This window comes from Fontibacter flavus (assembly GCF_042432905.1).
Classification (GTDB): Bacteria; Bacteroidota; Bacteroidia; order Cytophagales; family Cyclobacteriaceae; genus Fontibacter; species Fontibacter flavus.
Map to the genome: position 1 here is coordinate 94,272 of NZ_JBHLWI010000037.1, position 25,058 is coordinate 119,329.

20 protein-coding genes are annotated in these 25,058 nt (G+C 43.0%); 1 reads left to right on the forward strand and 19 read right to left on the reverse strand.

What is annotated here, in order from left to right; all coding sequences use genetic code 11:
- The first annotated feature begins 293 nt into the window (after positions 1 to 293).
- Positions 294 to 1,829, forward strand: coding sequence for a hypothetical protein (locus ACFFIP_RS13500; protein ID WP_382388188.1), 1,536 nt, complete (start codon positions 294 to 296; stop codon positions 1,827 to 1,829).
- 584 nt (positions 1,830 to 2,413) lie between these two features.
- Here ACFFIP_RS13500 and ACFFIP_RS13505 read toward each other — a convergent pair.
- The 19 genes from ACFFIP_RS13505 to ACFFIP_RS13595 all read right to left on the reverse strand — a co-directional run bounded on the left by ACFFIP_RS13505 (position 2,414) and on the right by ACFFIP_RS13595 (position 25,056).
- Complete coding sequence (locus ACFFIP_RS13505) at positions 2,414 to 6,262, reverse strand: hypothetical protein (protein WP_382388189.1); 3,849 nt, start codon at positions 6,260 to 6,262, stop codon at positions 2,414 to 2,416.
- A gap of 126 nt (positions 6,263 to 6,388) precedes the next feature.
- On the reverse strand, positions 6,389 to 6,856 hold the full coding sequence (locus tag ACFFIP_RS13510) for a JAB domain-containing protein (protein WP_377064281.1): 468 nt from the start codon (positions 6,854 to 6,856) through the stop codon (positions 6,389 to 6,391).
- Positions 6,857 to 7,123: 267 nt separating this feature from the next.
- Positions 7,124 to 7,501 (reverse strand): hypothetical protein, encoded by a 378-nt coding sequence (locus ACFFIP_RS13515; protein ID WP_377064280.1) that lies wholly within the window; start codon positions 7,499 to 7,501, stop codon positions 7,124 to 7,126.
- A gap of 51 nt (positions 7,502 to 7,552) precedes the next feature.
- The gene (locus ACFFIP_RS13520; protein WP_377064278.1) at positions 7,553 to 8,620 is read right to left on the reverse strand and encodes a DUF932 domain-containing protein; all 1,068 of its coding nucleotides are present in this window, start codon (positions 8,618 to 8,620) and stop codon (positions 7,553 to 7,555) included.
- A gap of 439 nt (positions 8,621 to 9,059) precedes the next feature.
- The gene (locus ACFFIP_RS13525) at positions 9,060 to 9,308 is read right to left on the reverse strand and encodes a hypothetical protein (RefSeq protein ID WP_377064276.1); all 249 of its coding nucleotides are present in this window, start codon (positions 9,306 to 9,308) and stop codon (positions 9,060 to 9,062) included.
- 41 nt (positions 9,309 to 9,349) lie between these two features.
- A complete protein-coding gene (locus tag ACFFIP_RS13530) occupies positions 9,350 to 10,174 on the reverse strand; it encodes a hypothetical protein (protein WP_377064274.1) in 825 nt (274 codons plus the stop codon).
- A gap of 2 nt (positions 10,175 to 10,176) precedes the next feature.
- Positions 10,177 to 11,043, reverse strand: coding sequence for a conjugative transposon protein TraN (traN, locus tag ACFFIP_RS13535; RefSeq protein WP_377064272.1), 867 nt, complete (start codon positions 11,041 to 11,043; stop codon positions 10,177 to 10,179).
- A gap of 29 nt (positions 11,044 to 11,072) precedes the next feature.
- The gene (gene traM / locus ACFFIP_RS13540) at positions 11,073 to 12,368 is read right to left on the reverse strand and encodes a conjugative transposon protein TraM (RefSeq protein WP_382388190.1); all 1,296 of its coding nucleotides are present in this window, start codon (positions 12,366 to 12,368) and stop codon (positions 11,073 to 11,075) included.
- 41 nt (positions 12,369 to 12,409) lie between these two features.
- Positions 12,410 to 12,670, reverse strand: coding sequence for a hypothetical protein (locus ACFFIP_RS13545; RefSeq protein ID WP_377064268.1), 261 nt, complete (start codon positions 12,668 to 12,670; stop codon positions 12,410 to 12,412).
- Between the two features lie 7 nt (positions 12,671 to 12,677).
- Entirely contained in the window at positions 12,678 to 13,295 is a 618-nt protein-coding gene (gene traK / locus ACFFIP_RS13550; RefSeq protein WP_377064266.1) for a conjugative transposon protein TraK, read from the reverse strand.
- Positions 13,296 to 13,314: 19 nt separating this feature from the next.
- Positions 13,315 to 14,322 (reverse strand): TraJ family protein, encoded by a 1,008-nt coding sequence (locus ACFFIP_RS13555; protein WP_382388191.1) that lies wholly within the window; start codon positions 14,320 to 14,322, stop codon positions 13,315 to 13,317.
- An 11-nt stretch (positions 14,323 to 14,333) separates the two neighbouring features.
- Positions 14,334 to 14,957 carry a TerB family tellurite resistance protein gene (locus ACFFIP_RS13560; RefSeq protein ID WP_377064262.1) on the reverse strand — a complete coding sequence of 208 codons (624 nt, stop codon included), beginning with the start codon at positions 14,955 to 14,957 and terminating at the stop codon, positions 14,334 to 14,336.
- A gap of 17 nt (positions 14,958 to 14,974) precedes the next feature.
- On the reverse strand, positions 14,975 to 15,616 hold the full coding sequence (locus ACFFIP_RS13565; protein WP_382388192.1) for a hypothetical protein: 642 nt from the start codon (positions 15,614 to 15,616) through the stop codon (positions 14,975 to 14,977).
- The gene (locus tag ACFFIP_RS13570) at positions 15,606 to 16,283 is read right to left on the reverse strand and encodes a conjugal transfer protein TraI (protein ID WP_377064258.1); all 678 of its coding nucleotides are present in this window, start codon (positions 16,281 to 16,283) and stop codon (positions 15,606 to 15,608) included. The genes ACFFIP_RS13565 and ACFFIP_RS13570 overlap by 11 nt, the downstream gene beginning before the upstream one ends.
- Complete coding sequence (locus tag ACFFIP_RS13575) at positions 16,280 to 18,781, reverse strand: TraG family conjugative transposon ATPase (protein ID WP_377064256.1); 2,502 nt, start codon at positions 18,779 to 18,781, stop codon at positions 16,280 to 16,282. Before ACFFIP_RS13575 ends, ACFFIP_RS13570 begins: the two co-directional genes overlap by 4 nt.
- Positions 18,778 to 19,095, reverse strand: a complete 318-nt coding sequence (locus ACFFIP_RS13580) for a DUF4133 domain-containing protein (RefSeq protein ID WP_382388193.1) — start codon at positions 19,093 to 19,095, stop codon at positions 18,778 to 18,780. The genes ACFFIP_RS13575 and ACFFIP_RS13580 overlap by 4 nt, the downstream gene beginning before the upstream one ends.
- The gene (locus ACFFIP_RS13585) at positions 19,092 to 22,403 is read right to left on the reverse strand and encodes a helicase-like domain-containing protein (RefSeq protein ID WP_382388194.1); all 3,312 of its coding nucleotides are present in this window, start codon (positions 22,401 to 22,403) and stop codon (positions 19,092 to 19,094) included. The genes ACFFIP_RS13580 and ACFFIP_RS13585 overlap by 4 nt, the downstream gene beginning before the upstream one ends.
- Complete coding sequence (locus ACFFIP_RS13590; protein WP_382388195.1) at positions 22,307 to 24,607, reverse strand: winged helix domain-containing protein; 2,301 nt, start codon at positions 24,605 to 24,607, stop codon at positions 22,307 to 22,309. The genes ACFFIP_RS13585 and ACFFIP_RS13590 overlap by 97 nt, the downstream gene beginning before the upstream one ends.
- Positions 24,607 to 25,056, reverse strand: a complete 450-nt coding sequence (locus ACFFIP_RS13595; protein WP_382388196.1) for a DUF1896 family protein — start codon at positions 25,054 to 25,056, stop codon at positions 24,607 to 24,609. The genes ACFFIP_RS13590 and ACFFIP_RS13595 overlap by 1 nt, the downstream gene beginning before the upstream one ends.
- Between the last annotated feature and the right edge of the window lie 2 nt (positions 25,057 to 25,058).

Here is a 25,058-nt window from a genome sequence, read left to right on the forward strand (position 1 = left end):
CATTACCTCTAATCTATTTCAAATACATGGATTAAACCCTGACAAAAGTCACCTTATGTGTTGATTTTTAGGTATTGGCTCCAGTTTGTGAAAAAATGGTGCTTATTTTTTTCCCTTCTTCCTTTTTCAATTACTCCCTTTGTGTGATTGATAGCCTTAAATTAAGGGAAAGGATGATGAAATTGTTGTGATTAGAAAGTGATTCTTTATTAAGACGTGCAACTACGAAGATTTTTATCCCATCTAACAGTTAATGAAAATTTTAAATAATTGACTAACTAAGCCAAAATCACATGAAGCATTATAAATTATTGCCTTTAGTGATCTTGTTGATTTCAATCTGTTGGACAGCATGTCATCATGAGGATGAAAACCCTAGAATTAATTTTGACATAGGTATCATCGGAGAAGGACCCTTTGGGAATTTTCTCCAGTTTGAGGTTTATTCTTCTCCAGCTTTAGATGCAGATGAGTTGGAGTTTTTTATTGGGGAACAACTGGTTTTGCCTCTAAAACTGGAAAGCGGCGCTTGGCAGGTTTCCTTATCAGATTTTGAGCATGGAGTTCATCAATTAAAGGTCAATCAGAAAAGTAATCCAGCGAATGTTATAGTCAAGACATTTGAAAAAGCTCAATTTTTGGTTGAACTCTTGGTGGATGAAAGTTATTTGGCTTCAACAATTGAGCATTTTCTGGTTATTTGGGATGATGGAGGGAGCCTATATCAAGTAGATAAGATTAATGTTTCAGGTAACCTCATGGTGCCTCTTGGTGCTTTTTCAGGAAATGAATTTACGATGGGTATTTTTTCCTCTTTAGAAAGTGCAGGACAGGGACTTGGGCAGGTATTCAGGCAACTGCCTTTAGGTAAAAAATGGCCATTGGCTATTGAAACAAGTCCTGAGTCACAATTTGGATCTGCCAGTTTAAAATTAAAGAATCTTCCGTCCCATCAGGAATATTGGATTGGCAGCAGGGGAGTGTTTTCGCATGGTCAGACCCTTTCTTCCAACTATTTTCTTTTTCTTGACAATATTCCTTCAAAATTTTTCATATGCTTGAACCAAGGTTCAAGAAAATTGGGGAAATTTTTCACTGATGAAGTGAAGGAGGCTGGTGGACAGGTGGAATTGGATTTGGGGATGATGAAGGAATTAAGTATGCTTGATGTAAAGTTGTCTAAACCTGTTTTTGGCACCTATTCAATTTTTGGTTTTGAAAATCCTTTGGATCTTTACTCCCAATATCCTCTTGAAGTGGGTTTTCTTGAGGATCAGCATTCCATCAAAATAGGGGATTATGCTGAGTTTTTCCCTTTTGTTGAATTTCAGTTGAACTATCAGGAAGAATCTACTCAGGTTTTTTCCCGGTTTAGAGCAAAACAGTTTTCACAAGAAGTATCCATTTTCAATGCAGGTTTCAGTGTACAGGAAAAGGGATTGGATGTTTTTGAAATAGAGTCCTATGGAGATTTTGATCTGACTTTTTCGGTTTGGGATGGGCGAGCCGATGAAGGTACAGACTGGTTGGTTTTCATGGTGCAGCCCTCATCTGAGACTATGTTGTTCCCTCATTTGATTTTGAATGAAAATATTAAGATAAGTGATATGATGCTGAGGGGAGTTACTATAGAAGAAAGTGATTTGCTAGCCTCCTATTCAGATTATTTACAGGGATTATATGTGGGCAGAGGTAAGGATTATTTCAGGAAATCAAGGGCATTTCATTCAAAATCCAAATACCATCTTGCTTTCAATCAGAATCCTGGGCCTCAAAGTAGAAGAGTTTTAGAAAAATATTTTTTACTAAGCCTAGTTTCTCAGCTTTGATGATTGAGAACTGAAAAACCGCCAGGTTTCTTTATATTTAGTTGTTATGAAACACAATTTTGCCATTTAAACCTGGCAGGTTTACTCATTCCCGTAATTCAAATAAAGTGGGACTAAACAATCGTGATAGTTGGAAAGTGAAACATGTCCTGATTTTAATTCAATATCAATGTTTTGACGAATGGATTGGGAGGTTTTTAATGAGGGCAATAAAAAGGTTTTATTTTTGATGGACTATTTATTGTCCATTATTTCGAATTTAGGAATCTAAAAACAAAAACTCCTGTAAACCATCTTTTTACAGGAGTTTTATCATAATTCATTGTTAAAAGTCGGGGTGACAGGACGACCACCCTATCCTGTAAATCTCTTTTTATCAACTACTTAACAAAACAAGTTCCAAGTAGTTCACCGTTCAGTTCTCATTTTTTTTGAACTGGTTTGAGTGCCGATGAACTTGATAACTTCTTAGACAAATATACGAAAAACACTTATTAAACTGGCATCAAAAATGAACAAATACTCCCTTTCATCCAGAGGAATCAATCACTAATTTGATATCAAAACTGAGTTCTTAGCAGCCATTATAAATATGTTTCTTGATCTCTATTCCTTTCACGTTTTATTTGTTCATCAATATTATCCAAGTTTCCCATAACCCACTCTGAAACTAATTGAATTTCATGATTTTTTATACTTAAAAATAATTCCTTCTGAGCCTCTAGTAGTGGAACCAGTGATCCGGTCCATGAAAATGTTCCCATATTTGAATTTAGGCTTATTAGCACCTCTTTTATATGTCCAAAGTCATCAATAAGTCTTTTAGCGTAAGGATGCCATTCGGTATACTGGTTATTATTTTCAGCATATATTGGAACCAACTCTGCAAGCCTTGCAGGGGCTAATGGCTTTTTAGTACTACACCAATTAAATATCTTTTCTATATCGCCATCGAACAATATACCTACACTTCTCCTGCCGACACCTCCAATACGGGATCCCAGTATACTTTTCAATCCATAAAATTTAACGAAATCATCTTCAATATAAAGTAGTGCATTTGATAAATCAGTCCAAACTGATTGGAAATGAATTTTCATAAGTACTTCATAGATTCTTTGGAAATCACTATCTGATGAGAATACCATGTTATCCCTTGAAAATGAATCAATGATTAATTTGTTTATAAAAACAGCAAACTCTGTTTCATCTTTATGGTTTAGTATATCACATATAGTTTGTGACCACCTGTATCCATCAAGCTGGTGTTTTGCTTCTTTGTTGATTCCAATAGTATAAATACATTCTTTAAAAATCGGGATCAATTTATTTTTAATTTCTTCATTATGAAAGCCAAGACTAAAAAACATATCAAATACTAATTCGTATCCCTCTTTCCCGTAAGAAAAAAGTTTTTTGCTAAATTTTTCCAATTCCGAATAGTCAAACTGACTAAGTGAATTGGCATGTGTGAAATATTGAAATCCTGATAACTCACATTTTCCTTTATCTATCAATTCAAATAGCAATTCAAAATATTTCCATCCTTCAGGATCAGAAGCCAAAAAAGAAAACAAGAGATAATTTAAATCTTCATCCTCTTTCAAGGTATGATAAAACTGACTCTTTTCCTCATCATTTAATTGAGTTGCAAAACCTATAAATGCCGTAATGTTTCTATCTTTAATATTGATTTCTTTTATTACGCTTACCGAATCTTCCAGAAAGCTCATTACTTTTAATTTATCTCCTTCAATCAACTCATAGACCCTCCGCCCAAAATAAAAAGAGAATATCACTTGTCGTGAGAATATTAGGGGTAAATTCTCTTCCCATGACAATTCTTGACTAATGAATTCGTCTGCAAGATTAATAACAGCATCTTTGATGCCTTCACTTGAATAATCCTCAGTTTCTAAATAGTACGAATTTGAAATATTGACATACTTTGACTGAAAATCTTTTTTAGTCATTTTGTCAATCAGTAATTCAATTTGTCCGAGTTCCTCGACATTTAGATTTGTTTTTTCATATTTAAATGCTTCTTTTAAGCCTTTTAATCCCTCATCCCAGTCATAGTTCTTGATTTCTGCAACTTCAACTATATACTTTAAAATAATTCTCGCAAATCCTGCATTGGAAATGGAGCGAATACTGTTAGCGATTATGTCACATACCTCGTCTTTGAAGTGTTCTTTAGACTTAATTATAGAAACAAGTTTGAGCAGGATCCTATTCCAATATGTGCTTACTTCTTCCCATGATGGTTGATAATCTAATAATTTCATGGTACCCTGTTGCTCAGCTCCTCCGGTTCTTGAGAAATGACCATAACTCAAACCGGATGCCATTGCTTTGATTGCCAATTCATAATACTTGGGTTCGTTTTTGTCCAACCCCCACTCTATGATTGCCCATCTTTCATCTAAATTTGCTTCAGTCCCCGGGAGCAATATTTTGAATAACTGTATAAATTGTCCAGTAGCGTTATTTGCCCATGTTTCATTTTCAGCGACTGCAAATGAAAACAGGGTTTTAGCACCCGCTAAAAAGGTTCTTCTATCAAAACACAATTTTTCAAGCACCCATACGATGTTACGTCTACCTTCATCAATTTTATACAATTCTTCAGGTGGTAAAGAAAAAATTCTTGTGAAATTTTTAGCCACAGCAATTGGATTCACTTCAACAAATGAGCGGAAGAAGCGTGAACCCAATTCGGTATTTAAAACTTCCGCATTATCGAAAGGGCCATTAGGCCCCGCTATTTTCTCAATTATTTCTTTGGCTTTTTCATTATATCCTAAATATTTCATTTGTTCTGCCATTGCTTCAGAAAGATTTTTTCTATCAGGATTATCAAGTTCAGAGATACTATTGATAACCTGCACCAATCTTTCTGGGGTACATGGTTCTAGCCATTCTTGAGCTAAGTACATTGCCAAAGGGAAAGGTCTCATCCCAATAAGCCTCCCTTTTCTTTCAAAAATTTCTCGCTTTAAATAATGACTACATACTTCATAAAACTTATTAACAACAATCTGATCACCAATCTCTAAACTTGTTATATTATTGTTTTTTGCAATAAACTCAAGTTGGCTTTTTAGTTCGTCTTCATATCCGAAATAGTTGAAAATCGAACATGATCGAAGAATAGTTCTCCAAGTCTCTTCCTCTCCTTTTTTTCCAAGTAACTTATCTAACAAATCTTTATCATCTAACCGTCCGACATACTTTTCTCCCTCTTTCATGCTTTCACTAATTAGGACGGCCATTAAAGGAATCCCTTGTGAAAACTCTTTTATTTTGGAAATAGTATCTTCACCTAATATTGCTAAGTCCTCTTGTAGGATATCATTAACAACTGAGGATAAATCTTCCTTCTTGAAGAGAATATAACTTACCCCGTTAATCCTATCCAATTCAAATTCTTCAGGGTTTGAATCTATTGTAATCAGAGAAAGTGAGTTGTTATCATTGTTTATTAAAGGTAGGAGTCGACGATGCAGTGATTTTGAACAATTATCAATAATGATGACTTTATCCTCTTTATCCTCGGACAGTTTTGAAAGTATTGAGTGATAATTAACTCCCTCATTTACATTACAATCTATATATAAAACTTTGTTTTTCATCGGCACACCATCCACATTTTGTTCTTCTGTCTCTCTGAATGCTTCAAGTACGATTCGAGTTTTACCTAAGCCAGAAAGGCCAAGTAGTCTAATGCTCTTAGTATGTTCATTTATGCCTGATTTAATTTGAGATATAGTATCAACGATTTTATCATTGGTACAAAACGCTTTGGAGGGAGCATTGTAATCTAGCCAACCATTCCATGTTATGAAGGGCAAATACTTTTCTTTCTGATGTCTTAGAACGTGCAGAACAACTTCCTCTACTGCGCTGCAAAATGTGTTAATGAGTTGGTTTTTAACCTTCTCAATATCTTTTGTTCGCTTTGAATAACTGTACTCTATTGGAAAACGGAGATGGCGTAAATCAAAAGGAATATTCTCAGGATTATTATTTGGAGAGCCATAGATATTATTCAAAACACCAATGATCCTTTCATTTCCTAGCGCATTTTTTGCTACACCATGCTCATTGAGTACGTTATTGTTCTGAAAAGGCTTAAATGGATCTCCCATCCACTTTCTAATACCTTTTTTCCAATTAGGAATATGGTTTACTACAGAAAGATCTGCAACAAAAATATCACAGTTTGGTATTCTCAGGTCAGTTATTGTTGAAGCAACTGAAGGAGATCCTGGTTCATCCCGAACTCCCTCAAGTACTTTAAAATTGATACCTTTATAATCTGGTTTTCTATTAAGTTTTTTTGTTGCTTTCTCAAGGCAATTAAGAATAAAATTTTTATTGTACTTCGTTTTTGTTGAAGTTTGCCATGAGTAAAATATTTTTATTTCCATTTTAAAGATATTTATCGTTCAATTTTGACTAGATGTGAAAGTGTAAGTCTCCCATATTTGAATATGCAAAAGACAAATGTAGTATCCATGATCCAATCTAGTTTTTTTATTCGACCAAAAAAAGGGCTATAATAGCCCTTCATCTCTAAAGGAGAAATACCCTTCGCTGGTAACGATCAGGTGGTCTAAAAGTTGAATTTTAAGAATCTCACCTGCTTTTTTTAATTCACGGGTAAGAGTCTTGTCCTGTTCACTTGCCTTAAGTACTCCCGAAGGATGGTTATGGGCTACAATGATGGCGCACGCATTGGCCTTGAGGGCTCCCGCATAGACAACTCTGATATCCACATACGTTCCTGCAATCCCACCGGTAGAAATATCAACAATCCCAATGACATGATTCCCCCGGTTGAGATACATCACTTTGAACTGTTCCACAAATTCAATTTTATCACTATTCCAATTTTCCAAAAGGATAGTGTTTGCATCTTTTGATGAAGCGATTTTGGGTCGTTCAGATGCTTTTACATTGGTTTTGTATACCAATTCTATTTCAGCAACATTTGAGACAATAAGGTTTTTTGAAGTTTCCATAACAATTCGTTTTAAAGATTAGAAATTAATTATGGTACCTCCTCTGGCTTAGGGGAATAGAGCCCAAAAGGAAACGGAATAAGTCCCGGAGGGTGGACAGGCTGAGGAACGAGGCATGGCCATTATGCCGTAGTCTTTTGGAGCGCTCAGCACCCCTAAGCCGATATTTGTACTGGAATTAATGAGAAGAAAAAGAAAAGGTCATTTTGTAGGAATCAGGAACTTGAGACCATCTTAAAACTAAATGTTGCAGATTGTATCTTCAGGTTAGGTAAAGTTGAAAAGCAGGTCTACCGCTTGTTTGAATTTTGGATTTTTGCTTTTTCGTTCTGCATATTTTACCGTGCAATCGACCGAAAAAAATGCCCTGTATCCTTCAAACAGGTGTATGGAGAACAGCTCGCTTTCGCTTGCCAGTCTGTCTCCAAACTGTAGGATTGCCTGTTCTATGGATTTTGACTTATGCCTCCAAAAGGCGAAGGTAAACACGGGGTGATCCCAGCTTTCACTGATCTCTTGCTCCTGTTCTTTGAAGATTTGGCATGTATCATTTATAAAGGTTAAAAGGCCTGGTATTTCGTTTGGAAACAGCTTGTGAAGCAGTTTGGCCTTATCCACGTTTGTCATATTTTCAATTGATTTCATATTCGTTTGTTTTAAAGCCAAAGGGGGATTTCTCCCCCTTTGGCTGTTGGGTTAGTTCATGTGAAATACATCTGAGCCTGATTTGGCAAACCCGTTGCAAAGCCTGAAGGCCTCTTGGGTACGCAGTTTTGCCGTTCCTTCCATGATGGAAACAAACTTTGCTTCCCCGTCTTTGAAGTTGGCCACGTTCTGGAAATACCCACTTACAGCGTTAAAGGCTCCAAACAAAGTTCCTTTGGTTGTATCCAACTGTTGGGTATCATCTGCCATAGCGTATTCAAAAGCGCTTTCACAGGTATTTTTGAAACGGGTGGACAATTCGTCCCATTTTCCCTTTTCCAGTTTTTGCAAGACTTCTTTGGAAGGTACCAATGCCATTTGGATGAGCTTCTTTACTTCGTAGTCTGTGATGCGAACTTTTGCCCAATGATTAAAAATCGCATCCATGCCATTGGCGAATTGGTTGGATATACCCATCAGTTTGTGAGCCTGCTCCAGTCGCTCCTTTGCCGTGGCGGTATGACGGATTTTCACGCAATTCTGCATGTTTTTTAATGCAGCATTGAGGGTGTTGTTGCATACCACACGAATAGGCGTAAAACAAGCTTTGATGCTGCCAAATCCGTCGTGGGAGGCGGTTAGCAAAAGGTACTTCTCGATCAGGTCATCATTGCCGACCCTAATATAACCGGGAAGTTTGGCGGTGATAAATACCCTTTCGCCCTTCCCCAAAGCACCTGCGGTTTCGTAATGGATTCCCTCACCACCACCAACAATGGCATCAAAAAAGGAGAAGATATCCCAGTTTTGTACGACCTCGTACCCTCTCCCTACCACTCCCAACACCTGCTCTGTGTCGGTACGTACCGTGGCATAATACCCCGGAACCTCCAGTTCGGGAATTTTGATGGTAATGTCTTCATCTGCAATTTGGTTTTCGTTGTCATAGGTGAACAAGTGTCTTTTTTCGACTTCATAGTCCAGTCCTGCAAACCGGATGGCATCCGCACTTGTGGGGCAATCTTTTACAATTCGTCCCAACCCGTGCCACGCCCTTTCACGGACACTAAAGAAACTGTGTTTTCCGGTTTTGCTGTTGAAATTGATGTTATGTGACATAAGCAAACAGGATTTTCGCTTGTATGCCGCAGACCTGATACTGCGGTTTTTGTTAATAAAAAATTAAAAAACTGCTACACGGCTTCGCCTTCTGCTAACCGTTAAGCAGCCAAAATGCGGTGCGGTGGGAAAGTGGGCAAGGCTGCCAGAGAAAATACTACCCCGTAAGGGTGTGGAGATTTTCTCTGGCACCCACAGGGCTTGGCCTTGCCGCAGGCGGTGGGGGCATACCTTTGCTGCAACGGTTGGCAGTAGGCTCAAAAAAAGTTGTTTTTACAGTTCTTTCCATTTGCATATCTATAACTGACACCGTTAAGGATTGCAGTGGAAATCCTTCGTGAGAAGATTGGAACGGAAAGCCTGACCTGCCGAGGCAGGTAACGGCCAAAAAAAAAGCCCCAGAAGGGACTTTTTGTTGATTAATAAAATGAAAAGAGGATTATATGCTCTGCCCTTTTTTCGAGGACTTTTTCTTTTTCACGGATGGTTTGTTCCATATTTTTCCGGGAACTTTCTTGCTTTCTTTCTCGGTTTGGGATTTCGCTTGATTGGACTGATCCTTTTTCTTTATTCCTTCAAACAGCGCATCCGCAATATCCTCATCCCTTTGGGTATGATAAAGCAAGGGGTTTAGGTCAGGATCCATCCGGTTCTCTTCCTCCCAGTAATGTTCAAACTGATTTTCCATTAATCAAAGGTTTAAGAATCATTATTGACAATCAATCAGGACTATATGCCTACCCCTTTCTTCTTTGAAGGCTTCTTTTTGACAGAAGACCGTTGGTTAACCTTCGGGGCAGTCTTTTTTTTTGAGCCCTCATCGTTTTTCTTTTCCTGCTTTGCAGGTTCCTGCTTCTGTCCTGTTGACTGCTTTGTCCCCGGATGTTCCATTTTGACTTTCAGGTCGTCTTTGGAAATTCTCTTGCCTGCCTGGTCATAGAAGTTCAGGGTTTTATATTGTGGATTCGCCTCCACATAAATCCTTTCCTTTTTCCCATCCATCTCCATGGCCACACCATGTCTGTTGCCTTTTTGAAGGGATTTTTCCAGCCACTCACCTTGCCTTTCGTCAAGCTTGACAGGAAGCTGTCCGATCAGGTCTTTTAGGTTGTAACCATAATTTTCATGGTACTGATTGACGGTGTAGTTATTATTCTTGTCCTTTTCCTTCAGGTCGAGTTGGAGCCATGCCTGATAGGAATGCCCCTCTTTATTGAACAAGGTTTTGTTGACCGCCCGCCCTTGCAGGAGGTTGAATGCTTCCTTAGCGGAAATATTCTGGTTTTGGTAAAACGTGTGGTTTACGGCAGCCCCGTTTTCCATTGTGGGATTCAACGTCACATCCGTTTTGTTGAAGAAGTACATTTCGGACGTATCGGACTTGTTGAAATGAAGGTTGAAATCCACTTTGCTGCCTTCAATTTCCATTGTCCGCTGCAACTGGAATTCTTTAAGCCCCTTTTCTATCTGCTTTTCCATTTCCTGTATTAGTTCGGGGTCAAAGCCTGAATATTTGAGCTTGTCTTTGAGAAATTCGAGATTCTTTTGTTCCATGATTATTGGGATTTTGATTGATACTCACTTACGGGCAAGGCTTTTAACAGGTGCTTGCCTTTGACGGACAGGGTCAGGTTCCTGTCCCCGTTCCGTTCAAATACCTGCATTATGAATCTTTTGCTGTCTGCAATGGTGAACTTTTCGAATGCAAGGACGATGGTATTGTTGTCCTTACCGGATACACCTTTTGTAAGTCCGGGATAACCGAATACCGGCACCATCTCCAATTCCCTTACCGCTGTTCTTTTGGTTTGTTTTGCATCCCGAATAAAGAAGCGCCACTGTTCGGTATTGAAGTCTATGCCTGAACTGTTGGAAATGAAAAGCTGAAAAAACATAACATCTTCGTGGATATATATCCCCTGAAGGGTGAGCTTCATGCGGCTGTTTTTGTCCCGTTTTCTCATGAAAGGGTTTTTTTCAGCTACTTTTTCAGCCATCTGCTCAACCTGCGCTTCGTTGAGAGAGATTTGGTCAAACAACATGGCTGTGGTCTCATGATGGTTCTGCAAGCCCATATCAATAACAGGGTTTGGAATCTGGTCACTGTAATTGACGGTAAAGTGATAAAGCTTACCATCAGCGGTGATCACGTTGAGGTTGCTTTCAGAGAAACCCTTTGCCGCCGCTTTTACCTTCAGCACATTTTGGGCTTTTTCGTCTTTCTGTGCCAGTATGTGACGACTTCCCCTGTCGGCACTTTGCACCGGGGAAGGGAAAATCAATACCGTTGTCTTTTCCCATCCTATGTTGAGTTGGTATGGCGTTATCAGTGCCTGATGAAAAAAAGACTGGCTTTGTGCTGATAAGGATAATGCGGATACAAGAGCTATCAGCAGTACGGAGAGAATGGTTTTTTTATTCATGGTCTTTTGATTAAGAGTTTTGGAGATTATTAATAGCGTTGGTTTTGGTCAACGAGAAGGACTGGATGGGTATCTTTTACCGTTACCCTTATAAGTTTGGCTTTTTTGCTGAAAAGCCCTTTGGCAGCCTCAATGCCTGCATTGGCGGCCTGAGCTTCGAGTGAAGGGTTGAAAGCCATAAACTGCGCTCCCTGTATGGCACTGGCGGTACCTTCCTTCACCGATTCTCGGGTAATCGCTCCCGGAATTCTTACCCCGGGTATGGCATCCAGATCGTAGACTGAAAGGCTTACCGGGAAGATTACCTCTCCGTGGCGTATGCCTTCAACCTCGACCTCCAACCTTTCCCCCTGAATGCCGCATTTGCCGAACACAAAGCTGCCGGAGGGTATCCGGGTTCCGTTGATATACACATCCCTAGTCAGGCGCATCTTTATCGTGGCGCCTGCTGTAAGTGTCTGCTCTCCGTGGATGACAGCAGGAACCGCAAAAATGTTATTCTCATCGGGGGTGGGTTCGTCTTCAAGACTATAAAAACCATTGGTCTGTGTTTTTTGGGTAAAAAGAGGGACTAATCCGTCCTCTTCCTTTTCATAATCGATGGTTTCCCGGCTTTTTTTGGGAATGCCTTGTGACTGCTTTGGTTTGCCATCGGCATGAATGGGAAATACCTTACCTTTGTTTTCAAGGGATTTTTCCCTAAGCCTATCCTTCACCCTTTCGGGATGCTGAACGTCCAAAATCTTTTCAAGCATGGCTTCAATCTGCATCATTTCCGGGTCTTCGGTATTGGGTGTTGACATGGTTTTCATCATGTTCTCCAACCTGTCAATGTCCCCGCTTAATTCAATCGGCACTTCCCTTTTCCTCTCTGTTTGCATACTGTGGGAAGGGATAGGGTCGGGTTGTTCCAACACCGCCTGAAGTTCATCCAATTGTTGCCTGATCTTTATCTCCTGCTCCTTCATCGGTGTGGTTTCAATGATGGTAGATTCCGAATGGTCTGACATTTCCAAATCCCGGCTTTCCTTTTCTTTTATTTGAAAGAAATCGGCATAAGGATCTTGGTTGTATTGTTTTCTCTTTTCGCTGGAATCCTTTTTCGCCTTTTCATAAATGGAAAGCTTGTCCATCGGCTTTTCTTCAATGTCCGGTGTGGGAAGTGTCCCAATAAGACCTGTGTTTTCTTCGATGTATTCCACAGTAGGATTTCCTCCTCCCAATGCCCAGAAGGTGGTTACAAGGAAAGGGAGTGCAAACAACGGGAGTACCAATAGAAACTTACGGTGTCGTTTAAATTTTTCGCTTTGGGGTTGTGTTTTCATGATATTTGAGGATTTGATTGATTGTTTAATAAGCTGGATTCTTATAGAATACCCATCGGGTTGATGGGTAACAAAACCCTGATGGGACTGCCTCCAAGTGCTCCAAACGCCCTGAGTAAGATGCAAAGCAGGCAGCCCGTGACCAGCAGGATGTAAAGGATCAGTAGCAGTTTCTTCTCTTTTACATTTAATCCGGCTTCTTTTTTTTGGAGGTAGGTCGTTATTCTTTTCTCAGTTTGTTTCCAAGGTGCCATCATCCTTGCAAAGAGGTCAGCCCATGGTATGATTGCTTTGTTTTTCATATTACAGTTACCGTTTGTTGATGTCTATATCCCGGTTTTCGATGACCTTCCATTTTTCGATCAGAAAACCGTGCGGATTGAAATCGGAGCGGTTGACATTTCTCAACCTGCCTTCCGTAATCAGCTTCCTTGTGACCACACTGGTTGACCGGATGATCTTCTGCGTGCCGTAATAGCGGAAAGAATAGGGATGGCTTTCCGTGCTGATCTTGATGCTGTCCATCTTTATGGTCTGGCTGACATTGCCAGATATTATTCCGGTGAAGTAGCCTCCTTCCTTCAGGTCACTGAATTGATTGGCAGCCGAGTTGTCAGCCAGACCGAGCGCCTGATTGATGTGACTTTCAATCACTTTCTCGTCCGGGTCAAGGGTGAAGAAATAATGGTGGAACATCTTCACGTGATCACGGGCTTCTACGGGAATGTTGTCTTTCCTTTCTGCCGAAAATGCCTCCAACGCCTTGTCATTGGCAAGAAGGTAAATCCGTTCCTGAGCCGTCAATACCATTTTAAAAGCCTGATATACGGTAAAACAGCAGATTCCGGCACAGGCAATGACCAGTACAAGAGAGAAGGTTTTAATGTGCCTGAATGCGGTGTCAATATTTTTGAGTTGTCTAAACATTTTTGCTTTGATGGTTATCTTACTTCATCATTCCTACTGCTGCGGAAGCCCCGGCACCTGCCGCACTTCCGGCCATTTTACTGGCTTTGTGCAGAATGCCGTCCCTGCTTCCTCCGCTGATGATGTAATTGGAAATGTTTGGTATGGTGGTATAGCCTATAATGGCGAGCAACATGAAAACCGAATAGGCCAGGCCGCTAAAGAAGTCTTGGGAAATCAGCGCCATGTTCTCGACGATCTTTGAGATGATGGCTCCAAAAATGTTGGCAATGGGGAGCCAGAGGTATACGTTAACATACTTGGCTATCCAGTTGGAAAGAATGTGCTGAAAGCCTTCGAACACAGAAAGTCCCAATACAATCGGCCCAAGGATCGTTAATATGATAAGATGAAAAGTCCTGATGGAATTGATACACAGGGCAGCGGATACGTAGAGCAGTTCCAACAGCCACCGGATGGCTGACAATGCCATGTTTTTCATTCCCACATAGAGAATTCTTCCACCCCAAGTGCCGCCGGAAAGGTTTTCATTGGCTTCCTGTTCTTCATACTGGTCAAGTTCAGGTTGATTTGCATGAGGCTGGTTTTCTATCGCCCAACGTGTATCCTCTTTTTGTTTATCAATATGCCACATGATAGCGTCGTTGCTATTGACTACCATGTTTTCGGTACCCCTGACCAATGGATTGAGCACTCCGTTCATCAATGCCATTACGGAAGGGAAAAGCAATATTGCCATACCGATCGCAAATGGCCGCAGCAGGGGATACACGTCAATGGGTTCTGCATTGGCAAGGTGTCGCCACACCCTTTGGGAGATAAACAACAGTGCGGCAAAACCCGCTATCACCCTACCCACTCCGATAAGCTGGCTTGCCAGAGGTATCATGTCGTCGTAGAGCCTTTGCAGTATTCCATGGAGCTGTCTAACGCTTCCTGTCAATCCCTGGGCTGATGCCTGTTCGGGGACAATCAACAGCAGCATAAGGGCAATTGCCGTAAGGCACATGGTTTTTCTTTTGTCCATCTGGTATTAAATTAAAGTCCGTATATCAATTTGAGTAGTTCGTGGTTGTCGCTGTCGTGCTTGCGAAGGTTTTGCAGGGCAGCCGTCTGTTTGTTGAACCCCCTGAGAAAGCTGAGCTTTTCGGTCATATCCTCATAAATCCGGTCAATTGATTTTAACCGTTCTGCATCGTTCATCCTTACCTGTCCGGCGGTAACGATCATGGTCAGCTCTTGGAGGTTTTGCAGACTCCGGGAAAAGAGTTGGCTGTATATTCTTCCGATGTAATTGATCTCTGCGGGGGTAAACTGCCCTCCCGACACAAAGACGTTATAAGCCCTACTGTATTCAGAGAGTATGGCCTGCTGTTGGGAGATGATATCAACTACCCGTTGGTATCTTCTTACGGAGGGACTGACAGCCATAAGGCCATCCAAAAATGTCTGGTGCAAACTAAAATTACCCTGGCTGATATCCTTTACGGCATTGTAACCGTTGGTTAGAATCGTGTATCCATCGTACATATTTTCCAAAATATTTTTCAGGGTGGCGAGTTTTTCGACATTGAGCAGAAGTTGTGCAGTTTCTTGCTCTTGTGCCTTTACCGGTTGGTAAAGGCAAAATACCATCAGGCATATCATCAGTATTTTTCTCATTGTTTGTTGTTTTTGGGTTAGTATAATTCTTCCAGAAACTGAATGGCATTCCGGTCATGCCTTCTCGATACCATCAGGGATTTTATCTGGTTGTTGAAGCGTTTGAAGAGAAGGTAGTTTTTCAGATAGTCTCTGTAGAGGTGGTCAATTCGTTCTATTCTTTCCGCATCGGTCATTTGCAGATTCCTATTGGACATTACATCCTGAAACTCCATCGACAGATTCCCCGATTTTCTGGATACCTGTCGGTGTATATCCGAGATATAGCTTGATTCAGGTACTGTAAGGCCGGAATTGTTGGCCATGAAGACACTGATGGTCTGCCATTCTTTCAAAAACCGGTGTTGCATTCCGACAAAGTCCTCAACCCGCTGATGGTTTCTGACTTCGGGACTGACGGCATCCAGACTAAAAATATAACTTTGGTGGTCGTTGAACTCGCCGGATTTGAATCCGTGTATCGACCCCAGTCCGTTTTGCATAATGTCGTAACCTTTCTTTGATTGGGACAATATGAGTCTGTAGGCCACGACCTGTTCAACCAGATATTTGATCTGTGTTTCTTTTTGCTTAAACCATTCATCAAATTTCTGGGCGTGGGAAGACATTGAAGTTGCCAGCAATAGAACCACGGTGAGGGGAAGTATTTTAAAGCCCATAGATTTCCTGTATGATGTTGATGTTTTTAAGGTTTCCCCCTCTTTGGCTGTCCAGACCAATATTTTGGCGGTTGAATCTTCTTAGATCAGCCAGATTGTTACGGACATCCCGGTCAACCCGGTGAATGAGTTCCAGTCTTTCCGCATCGCTCATCTGTGTCCTGAATGAGCTGGCCACGATGTAAATCTGCTCCATGTTGTTGAGACTGGATTCAAGGATTTTAGTGTAGACATTTTCCATATACCGTATTTCCCCGATAGAGAAATACTGACTTTGACGCAGGAGATTCCATACTGTCTGGTATTCGTTTATCAACAAAGTCTGATTCCGGGCAATGTCACGGATACGCTGGTATTGGGTGATGATATTCTTGACCTTCCAGAGTTCATCGTAATAGTCCCCAAACAACTCTCTTTGTTTTTCTGTCCACTCGGAGATTTCATCCAGTTTGAGTTTGGAAAGTACATTCTCAATGGTTTTCTGTGTATTTTGTAACCAGATGGTATTGAGTTGAAGGCGTTGGATTTTCAAGTCCACCGCCTTAATTACCTTGATTATACCCTGCCTGATGATTTCTGCAATTACAGGATCAGCTTTGGCTTGTTGTGGAGATACGGTCATTGTCAGCAGCAATGCCAGCAATAGTGATTTTAGCTTTCTTTTCATGGGTTCGGATTTTTGGTTTTGCGCATATCGGAAGCCAGGGCTTTTATTGCGGCTTTCATGTCACCGCCAAACTTTTGGGTATATTCCTGGACTTTTACCTTTTCGCTTTCCTCAGTGGTGTAGGCCAGATATTCCTCAAGGGAAACCTCCGTGCGGTACACTTTGGACAGCTGCCCTCCAAGACCGATGAACACCTCTTTGTACATCCGTTCGGGGTCATTGGCCTTGTTGATGGACAGGATCAGGGATTTTTCCTTTTCAGTAAGCCCCAACAGTTCCTGTATTTGGTCGAACTTGTTTTGATATTTGCTCTGATCAAGGAGGATCTTGCAGTCGGAGTTGTTGATGATGGCCTGTTTGACCACAGGTGAGGAAATGATGTCCTCTACTTCCTGAGTGACTACGATGGCCTCACCGAAGAATTTCCGAACGGTCTTAAAAAGGTATTTGATGTATTCGGCCATTCCCTCTTTGGCGATGGCTTTCCACGCCTCTTCAATCAGGATCATCTTTCGGATGCCTTTGAGTTTTCTCATTTTAGAAATAAAAATCTCCATAATGATGATGGTGACAACCGGAAAAAGTATGGGATGATCCTTGATGTTATCGAGTTCAAAGACGATAAAGCGCTGTTGCAACAGGTTAAGGTTTTTGCGGGCATTCAGCAGGTAATCAAATTCCCCTCCCTTATAGTATGGCCTCAGGACATACAGGAAATTCTCCACGTCAAAGTCTTTGTCTTTTACCCTGTCCTTTTTGAGGGTTTCGGTAAATTCGTTTTGCAGGTATTCATAGAAGCTGTCAAAGCAGGGGAAAATGTCCGGGTGTTTTTCAAGCTTTTGATAATAGCCCGTCAGTGCATTGGAAAGGGCAACGTACTCGGAACGCTTGAACACTTCATCGTCTTTTTTCCAAAGAGCCAACAATAATGTTTTCAGGCTTTCCTTCTTTTCAGTATCCAAAACGGCACCATCTTCCAAATAAAATGGGTTGAAACGGATGGGGTTGTTTTCTTCATAAGTAAAATAGTAGCCATTTACCAGATCACACAGTCCCCGGTAGGAGTGTCCCACATCAACGAGAACAATATGGGTGCCTTGCTCATAGTAACTGCGTACCATGTGGTTGGTGAAAAATGATTTGCCGCTACCGGATGGCCCCAATATGAATTTGTTCCTATTGGTAATGAAACCCCTCTTCATGGGTTCATCGGATATGTCCACATGGACAGGTGTTCCATTCAACCTTTCGCCCAGCCTTATCCCTACTGGACTTAGGGATGAACGATAGGCAGTTTCCGCATTGAAGAGACAGGCTGCCTGCTCTATAAAGGTGTCAAAAGTGTCGTTGACAGGGATGTCCCCTGAGTTGCCCGGTATTCCTGCCCAAAAAAGCTGTGGCGCTCCACGGGTTTCGAGTTTGGGTACCGCATCAATCCTTGCCAGTGACGAGGACACCATGTTTCTAAGGTCTTTCAGGTTATCCCTTTCGTCTGTCCATACCAGTATGTTGAAGTGTGCTTTTACGGGCATCCTCTGCTGGCTAATTGCTTCGTTGAGGAAGTCCGATACAGCTTCCCGGGCGATGGCGTTTTCCCTGCTGTATGCTGACAGGGATTGTAACCTGAGCCGCTTGCTTTCAAGCTGTTTGAGGGTGAGTGCAGCATCGTCCACGATGACATACTGGTTGTAGATATGGTTGCAGGGAAGCAGATACCCCAAAGGCGATGCAAATGCGGTGGAGAAGCGTGTGCGGTCTGTGGAGTAACCTTCGTAGCCGGTGGAAGGACTGCAAGAGGATGGAAGGTCTTCAACGTCGGCCAAGGAAAACATCTGGCAATGGTTCTCGCCGATCTTCCATTCGGGTCTGAAAACGATGTCCTGTAATTCCGGAGCGTTGTCCTTCTCCAACAAATAGCAATACCTTTCGAGCAGTCCCGTATTGGATGCTGTTCCGGCCAGTTGTCCGGCATCCAGCGGGTTCAGGCTGACCATGCCGCAATCGGTAAGTATTCTTTTGAACTGGCCAATGGCATTGTCCAGTTCTTGATGTATTTGTTCGTTAAGGGTGTCTTCCGGTACGATACCCTTTCCAAAAAGGTTGGATACCGCCGATGTGGAAAGCTTGTGCCCGGGATGCCGTTGTGTGATATAGAGGTAGCATTCGTGTTCCAAAAACGGTCGCTCGTGGAAGAACCTATCGCTTGATGCGGACAGGAAAGATTTGTCGCCGTGCGAAAAGTCTGCTTTGAAACCCGTCTGAACAAACCAGTCCTGTTTGTGGAGAACGGAGTATTTTGGCAATACCTTGATGGCCTTTACCCAGGCCAGATGCAGGGTTTGGTAATCTTTCTCCGAAAGGGTGAATATTTCGGGAAGCTCCACCCTGAAAGCCGAGGTAATGTCGCCCTGTCTGGACAGCAGCAGGTCATTTTCGATCTTCCAGACCGGAAGAACCTTCTCCATATCCACGATTCTGTAGTGTGCGTTGTGTGTCATTGTTTTTTCCTTAGTCTGTAAAATGGCTTTCTGCTTCGTGATACCACTGCACCCGGGACATTCCTGAAGGCCATTTCTTTGAGCAGCCCGTGGCGTCCGTACTTCTTGCTCATGGCGAAGATTTTTGTGAAAAGCAGGACACCACCACCGATGATAAGCGGAAACAGCAGCAGGAGTGGGAATCCAATTAGGTAAAGCACTGCGAATGCGATCAACAGTACCACCAGTCCTGCGCCCAAATAGGCAATGTACTGGGCTTTGAAGCCTTTCAGTTCGATGGGCTTGTTGATGCCTTTGTTAATGGTATAGCTCATAGTTTTACACTTTTCTTTTTGCTTTTCTTCGCTTTTAGTTTTTTGCCGTTCACTCCGTGCCCGTTTAGTCCATGTCCGTTCAGGTGGGTTTTCTTTTTTGAAGTTTCTTCCTGTGATTGTGCAGGAGCATCACTGATCTGTTCCTTTTGGATATTGATGGCTATTTCCCTTTCCAATCCGGCCAATTCATTTTTGAGACTTTTTAGCTCCTCTGACTTTTCAAAGGGCTTTTCGGCCAGACTTTCAAGGCTGGGAATCTCTTTTTCCAGCCCATTTTTCCTCTCCACATGCTGTTCTTTGATTGTGTTAACCCGGTCAATGGCATTGAGAAAATGACGGGCTGCCAGCTTCGGGTTATCGGTGTTAGGAACTCCTCTGTTGTAGGTGTATTTCAGACCCGTTTCCGGGCTTTCCGCATAGAAGCTGTTCGCATAACTTGTGTACACATTTCCCTCAACTTGATAAACCTGTTTTTGCCTTTTGATACAGAGGTCAAAACCATAGAGTGAGCCTATTTTGGCATGGCCTTCCTCCCCCGATCCGGGTTTCCAATTTTGATGGAGGTCGATGATATGCGCCCCTGTTTTTTCCGGCTTATCGGAATGAAAACCCTCCAGTTTGATGGGGTTGGATTTGCTGCCGTCTTTTTCATGTTTGAGCAGGCCATTGTATTTCTTTTCGTCCATTGAAAGTCTTCCCAGATCAGTCATCGTTTTATCCAAAGTTTCCCGGAGGTATCCCAGTTTTACTTTCGAGCCTGCGCACTCTTTCATATGGGCAGACCGCAGGCTTTCAAGGACAGCCACTTTCTTTTCGAGTTTTGATTTTTCCAGCAGGGAGGTGTCCCCGGAAAGGATGGCGATGTACTCGGAGAAATTCATTCCGTTCTGCTCATCCATCGCTCCCTCATCCAATCTCCTTACCTGAAGGGAACCGTTTTTCATCTGGCTGATGAATGTCTGTTTATTCTTCAGCAGGTTGAACTTGTAATTGTCTAGGGATTGCTCCACGGCGTATACAAAGCTTTTGACCTTGTTCCCGAAATGTTCTTTGGCAATCCAGTTCCCCTGTCTTGCCCCTCTGCCATTGCGTTGTTCCAGTTCCGAAGGCTTCCAGGGAATGTCCAGGTGATGCATGGCTACTACACGTTCTTGTACATTGAGACCAGTTCCCGCTTTATCTGTACTTCCAATCAGCACCCTGATCTGGCCGCTGTTCATCAATTGGAACAGCCGGTGTCTCTTTTTGTCCGACCAGTCATGGATATAGGTGATCTCGCTTGCGGGAATGCCGTGATCTTTGATGAGTTTTTCCTTTAAGGCGTCATAGACGTTGAAGCCATCTTTCGGCGTACCGGTATCGGAAAAGATAATCTGTGTCCCTTTTTGGGGCGCACTTCCCCGGTAGATACCGGCTACCTGAGCTGCGCAAACATTGACTTTGCTCCCGGGATGGTCTGCGTATTCTTCACCTACCAGCCGCATGTCCAACGCCATCTTTTTGGCATAATTGGTGGCAATCAGCATACGGGCTTTGTCTTCTGTCTTCGACAAAGGCGCTCGTCCGATCAGGGTGGCATCCCCGGTTTTGGCAAAATCCATCAACTTGCCGATAAACTCTTGCTGGTCGGGAGTAGGCTTGATATTGACCAGCTTTTCATCCAACTCCGGTTTGTCAAGCTGTATATGTTTGGCAGTCTTGTAATCGGTGATCTCATTATAAAACATGGCCAGTTCAGGCACTTTGATAAAATGCCGGAACCGCTCTTTGGCGATGATCTCATTGGTGACCGAAAACTCAAAATCCACCGTTTTGCGGGCAAATACCGCAGCCCAGGCATCAAAATTCTCAATCTTCTGCCTTTGGAGTTCTTTGGGGCGCAGGTATTTGAAAAGCAGGTACATTTCCGTCAGGCTGTTGGAAATGGGGGTTCCGGAAAGAAAGGTGGCACTGAGATCAGTACTGTGTTTTTCCTGCAAGGTGCGGATGGCAAATAACATGTTCAGTGCTTTCTGGCTTCCCTGTGTATTGCCAAGTCCCGCAACCCGGTTGTGCCGCGTGGTAAAAGTGAGGTTTTTAAATTTGTGGGATTCATCGACCATGATGTTGTCTATGCCCATAGATTGAAAATCAATATGGTCGTCTTTCTTCTGCTCTATCCGTTGTATTACTTCTTTCAGCTTGCCTTCAAGGTTGGTCTTGCGGATTTCCAAACCTTTCAGCATCCGTCTGTTTACTTCACCACCCATGTCACTGACCGTTTCGAGATCTTTTTCCACATTGGCCAGTTCCTCACTGAAAATCTTTTGCTGGATTTCCGGTGATTGGGGGATTTTTCCAAACTGGTCATGGGTCATAATGACGCAATCCCAATCGTTGTTTTTGATCTCATGGAACAAACGTAACCTGTTGGCAGGGGTAAAATCATCGACGGTAGGAGCCAATACTCTTGCTCCGGGATAGGCTTTTTTATAGGTTTCGGCAATTTCTCCCACATTGGCCTTCAGTGCTAGAAGAATGGGCTTGCGTACCAGTCCCAGACGTTTCATTTCATAGCTGGCTGCGATCATGGTCAGGGTTTTTCCCAACCCCACTTCGTGATCGACCAATGCACCATTGTTTTGAATGATCCGCCAAGCCGCATTCTTTTGTGAAGGGTACAGGTCGTCAATCCCGAGGGCTTTTTTGTCCAATCCGGGGAATTCCAGATGATGGCCATCGTATTCCCGCAGGACATAGCAGTTATAGGTTTCGTTGTAGAGGGTTTCCAGTGCGGTTTTATCTATTGCAGGCAAGTCATTGAGCCATTCCGAGAACCGGGTGCGGATGGATTCAATTTTCTGGTGTGCCAACTGGATGGCCTTGTTATCGGGAACCCTGACTTTCTTACCGTCTGCCAGTTCCACCTCACGGGTAAAAAACGGCGTAGTGTTTTCCATTGCATGTTCCAGAATGCTGTTGCCGTACATGGTCTTGCCACTTTCGGGGGTAATGGCAAATTCTCTCCATATCTTTACATTCCTGCCCTGTGGAATTGCCCTGAAAGTGTCCATCGAAGGGAAGTAGCTGATGCGGGTATCCGTTTCAAAAAGATCGGTGGCAAACCTGCTGTAATATTTCTCAGGGATCCATCGTTCACCAAGATTGAAATCCAGCATTTCGAATGGAATGGGTGCCGGCTGTACGTTCTTTATGGCCGCCAGACTCTCTTTCACGTATTGGTTCTCGGGATTGTCTGTAGAGGCCTTTTCTGCCGACCGTAATTTTTCCAGCACATTCCCGGACAGGATTTGTCGGCTGGTTCCCATTTTCGGGAATCTGGATTCAGATAGATTTTGTGCCTTAACAAAAGCGGGATTTCTTCCACATCTTTGGCCAAGACAGCACCTATAAATGACAGGTTGACCTCACCGTACCTGTTGAGCGACTGAGCAAGGGCAATAGCAGGATCGTCAGTTGAAAAGGTATTCTCTTGGATGCTTTCCTGACGGTTGAACACATCTGATTTGACAAAAAGGCTGCCCTCTCTTCTTTCCAACGAGGAAAGCATGATCAGCCCATGTGCCAGATCTTCCTTTATGCGGGCTGCATTTTCTTTTTGGTTGAGCTGGCCAAAGCTTTTTGTGAACTCGTCATAGGCCTTCCCGATGGTATCAAGGTATCCATCAGGTTTTTCCTCTCCTTGGTTTTTATCAAGATAAGCATCCCGCAGTTCAATGTACTTTTGATAAAAATCCCGATGTCTTTCACCGTCAACCAAGGGAACCACGTTCATGGTACCATCCGGTGATCCTGAAGCTTCCAGCCTCCCCGGCTTACCTTCATTCATGACCAAGGCGCCTGCTACATGAAAAGGCTTTGAGACCTGAAAGGCCATTGGCTTGTCCAGAATGTTCCGGAAAGCTTCTTTCAGTTGTGGTTCACCTTCAAAAAGGTATTCATGGCCGTACTGTCGGAGCTCGCGCGTAAGGTTTTGCAGCCTGTAAGGAAGCACTGCTGCATTCATCCAGTTTGCAGAGAAGGTAATCTCCTTCAGGTTGGAGTACAGCTTGTAATGGTATTTTGAGTTGTTCAGCGCACGGGCTGTCAACAGTACAATACCTTCATGTTCCGGATTATCTGCTGTCCTGATCACACCAAGCATTTTGACGGATTGCTTTTGGATCACTGTTGCGTCCAGACTGTTCAGATAGTCCATTGCCCTGTTGGTCTTTTCAGCAGGCATGGCATCGAAAAGTCCAAGCTGGATACTTTCCTGTGTCTGCCGTTTTTCGGGTGCGGGCACATAGGTCAGTTTCGGAGCATCGGATACCTGTTGTTGTGATGCTCCTTTCACCAACTGTTCTCCAAGGGAATGGAAAGCCTTGACATTGAGCCTTTCCTGAAAGTCTGTTTTAAGCAGCGCACTCAGCGTATCGCCAATATTCCCGATATTTCCCGTCTGCCATACGGAAATATTCGCCTTGCCATATTGGTTCTTCCCGGGGCCTACTTCGTTGCCAACAATGCGTGACGGGTGCGATACGATAAATTCATTCAGACTGAATTCCCCGAATTCGTTGCTCTTATTGACCGTTCCCAGCAGTTGTTTTTCCTCCGCAGACAACCCCTCTTTATTGTCGTTTTTCTGCACGACTAAAAGATGGCTTGGCGCTTCGGTGTTTCCGGTATCTTTCATCAGGTTGTCCGGCATGACGGACAGGCTTACAAAATCTGCCCTTTCAAACAGGTGCTGGCGTGCGGCTTTGTTTGAAGGGTTGTTCAAAAAGGCATCCGTGGTGATATAGGCCATCAGGCCACCATGTCCAAGTTTGTCCAGTCCTTTGGCAAAAAAGTAGTTGTGTATTTTACTGGTCAGTTCAGAGTTCTGGTAAGCAGGGTCATAAACCCTGAAATTCCCAAAGGGAATATTGCTCACCACCAGATCAAATTTACCGTTCTCCTCATTTGGGGTATTTTCAAAACCAGTGACCTGTATTTTTGAAGGAACGCCTAGATTGGGAGCGAGGGCTTCCAGCACCTTTCCGGTCAATACATCTTTCTCCACCGCAGTTGCGGCATGCAGTTGTGGAAATGCTTTTACCGCCTCGCTGATAAATATTCCTGCACCGGAACTCGGCTCATATAGCTTGGTTGGATTTACACCCTGGGCTTTAAGCGTTTCATAAAGCACCTTTGGGACAATATCTGGCGTGTAAAAGGAAGTCAGGACACTGTTTTTAAGGGATTGTATGGCCTCGTTATATTCCTTCCCGGACAAGTTGCCCTCCAACAATTGCTTGAGCTGTGTGATATCGTCAAACAGTTCCAAATCACTTTTTGACGCACCAAGATTCTTCCAGTTTTTGTCTTCAATGTCCAGATACAGGATGGCCTTTATTCCGCCAAAGCCAGAATAGGCCTGAAGCTTGGCGAGGTCTCCCGCCTCGGGCTGTCTTCCCCCAAGGAGGGCAAATGCCACCCTGAGGGCTTCGATATTTTCCCTGAGTTTATGTTTTGGGTTGTAGGCCATCAGTAGTTTTCCTGTGATTGTTGCATCAGGTATTCGTGAAGTGTGCCTGTGACAGTGTAGTAGAGTTCCCTGCTTTCGCTGTTATGATGGTCAAATGCATAGGCGTCAAATGCAGGTGCGCAGTCTTTGAGCATATTCATCACCTCCCATTGGAGTATCCCGGCGGATTGGAACTTTTGGTAATCATCGCTGAACTCCTCTTCCAGCACATGTAGCAGGTAGCTGTACCGGGAAGGCGGAAATTCACCGACCAATGCATCCATGCATTTTTCCTGAATGATGTAACCGGGGGCATTTTTGGCATACAGCTCCTCCAGCAGGGGCGTAAGCCCTTCCACCTTTTGGTCGATGAAAGCGCTTACACCCTGATCTTCCTGAAGGGCTACAAGCAAATCAGGATGCTCTGTAGACAGAAATCGATGCAGTTTCTTTTTGAGAATTTGCTTCATTG

Excerpts from the sequence above, each read along its gene's own strand:
- traK (WP_377064266.1), bottom strand. The coding sequence starts at position 13,295 with ATGTTTAGACAACTCAAAAATATTGACACCGCATTCAGGCACATTAAA.
- ACFFIP_RS13580 (WP_382388193.1), bottom strand. The coding sequence starts at position 19,095 with ATGAGCTATACCATTAACAAAGGCATCAACAAGCCCATCGAACTGAAA.
- ACFFIP_RS13510 (WP_377064281.1), bottom strand. The coding sequence starts at position 6,856 with ATGGAAACTTCAAAAAACCTTATTGTCTCAAATGTTGCTGAAATAGAA.
- ACFFIP_RS13505 (WP_382388189.1), bottom strand. The coding sequence starts at position 6,262 with ATGGAAATAAAAATATTTTACTCATGGCAAACTTCAACAAAAACGAAG.
- ACFFIP_RS13515 (WP_377064280.1), bottom strand. The coding sequence starts at position 7,501 with ATGAAATCAATTGAAAATATGACAAACGTGGATAAGGCCAAACTGCTT.
- ACFFIP_RS13520 (WP_377064278.1), bottom strand. The coding sequence starts at position 8,620 with ATGTCACATAACATCAATTTCAACAGCAAAACCGGAAAACACAGTTTC.
- ACFFIP_RS13565 (WP_382388192.1), bottom strand. The coding sequence starts at position 15,616 with ATGGGCTTTAAAATACTTCCCCTCACCGTGGTTCTATTGCTGGCAACT.
- ACFFIP_RS13590 (WP_382388195.1), bottom strand. The coding sequence starts at position 24,607 with ATGGCCTACAACCCAAAACATAAACTCAGGGAAAATATCGAAGCCCTC.
- ACFFIP_RS13530 (WP_377064274.1), bottom strand. The coding sequence starts at position 10,174 with ATGGAACAAAAGAATCTCGAATTTCTCAAAGACAAGCTCAAATATTCA.
- ACFFIP_RS13555 (WP_382388191.1), bottom strand. The coding sequence starts at position 14,322 with ATGGACAAAAGAAAAACCATGTGCCTTACGGCAATTGCCCTTATGCTG.
- ACFFIP_RS13595 (WP_382388196.1), bottom strand. The coding sequence starts at position 25,056 with ATGAAGCAAATTCTCAAAAAGAAACTGCATCGATTTCTGTCTACAGAG.
- ACFFIP_RS13525 (WP_377064276.1), bottom strand. The coding sequence starts at position 9,308 with ATGGAAAATCAGTTTGAACATTACTGGGAGGAAGAGAACCGGATGGAT.
- ACFFIP_RS13500 (WP_382388188.1), top strand. The coding sequence starts at position 294 with ATGAAGCATTATAAATTATTGCCTTTAGTGATCTTGTTGATTTCAATC.
- ACFFIP_RS13560 (WP_377064262.1), bottom strand. The coding sequence starts at position 14,957 with ATGAGAAAAATACTGATGATATGCCTGATGGTATTTTGCCTTTACCAA.
- traN (WP_377064272.1), bottom strand. The coding sequence starts at position 11,043 with ATGAATAAAAAAACCATTCTCTCCGTACTGCTGATAGCTCTTGTATCC.
- ACFFIP_RS13570 (WP_377064258.1), bottom strand. The coding sequence starts at position 16,283 with ATGAAAAGAAAGCTAAAATCACTATTGCTGGCATTGCTGCTGACAATG.
- ACFFIP_RS13585 (WP_382388194.1), bottom strand. The coding sequence starts at position 22,403 with ATGGGAACCAGCCGACAAATCCTGTCCGGGAATGTGCTGGAAAAATTA.
- ACFFIP_RS13545 (WP_377064268.1), bottom strand. The coding sequence starts at position 12,670 with ATGAAAAACAAAGCAATCATACCATGGGCTGACCTCTTTGCAAGGATG.
- ACFFIP_RS13575 (WP_377064256.1), bottom strand. The coding sequence starts at position 18,781 with ATGACACACAACGCACACTACAGAATCGTGGATATGGAGAAGGTTCTT.
- traM (WP_382388190.1), bottom strand. The coding sequence starts at position 12,368 with ATGAAAACACAACCCCAAAGCGAAAAATTTAAACGACACCGTAAGTTT.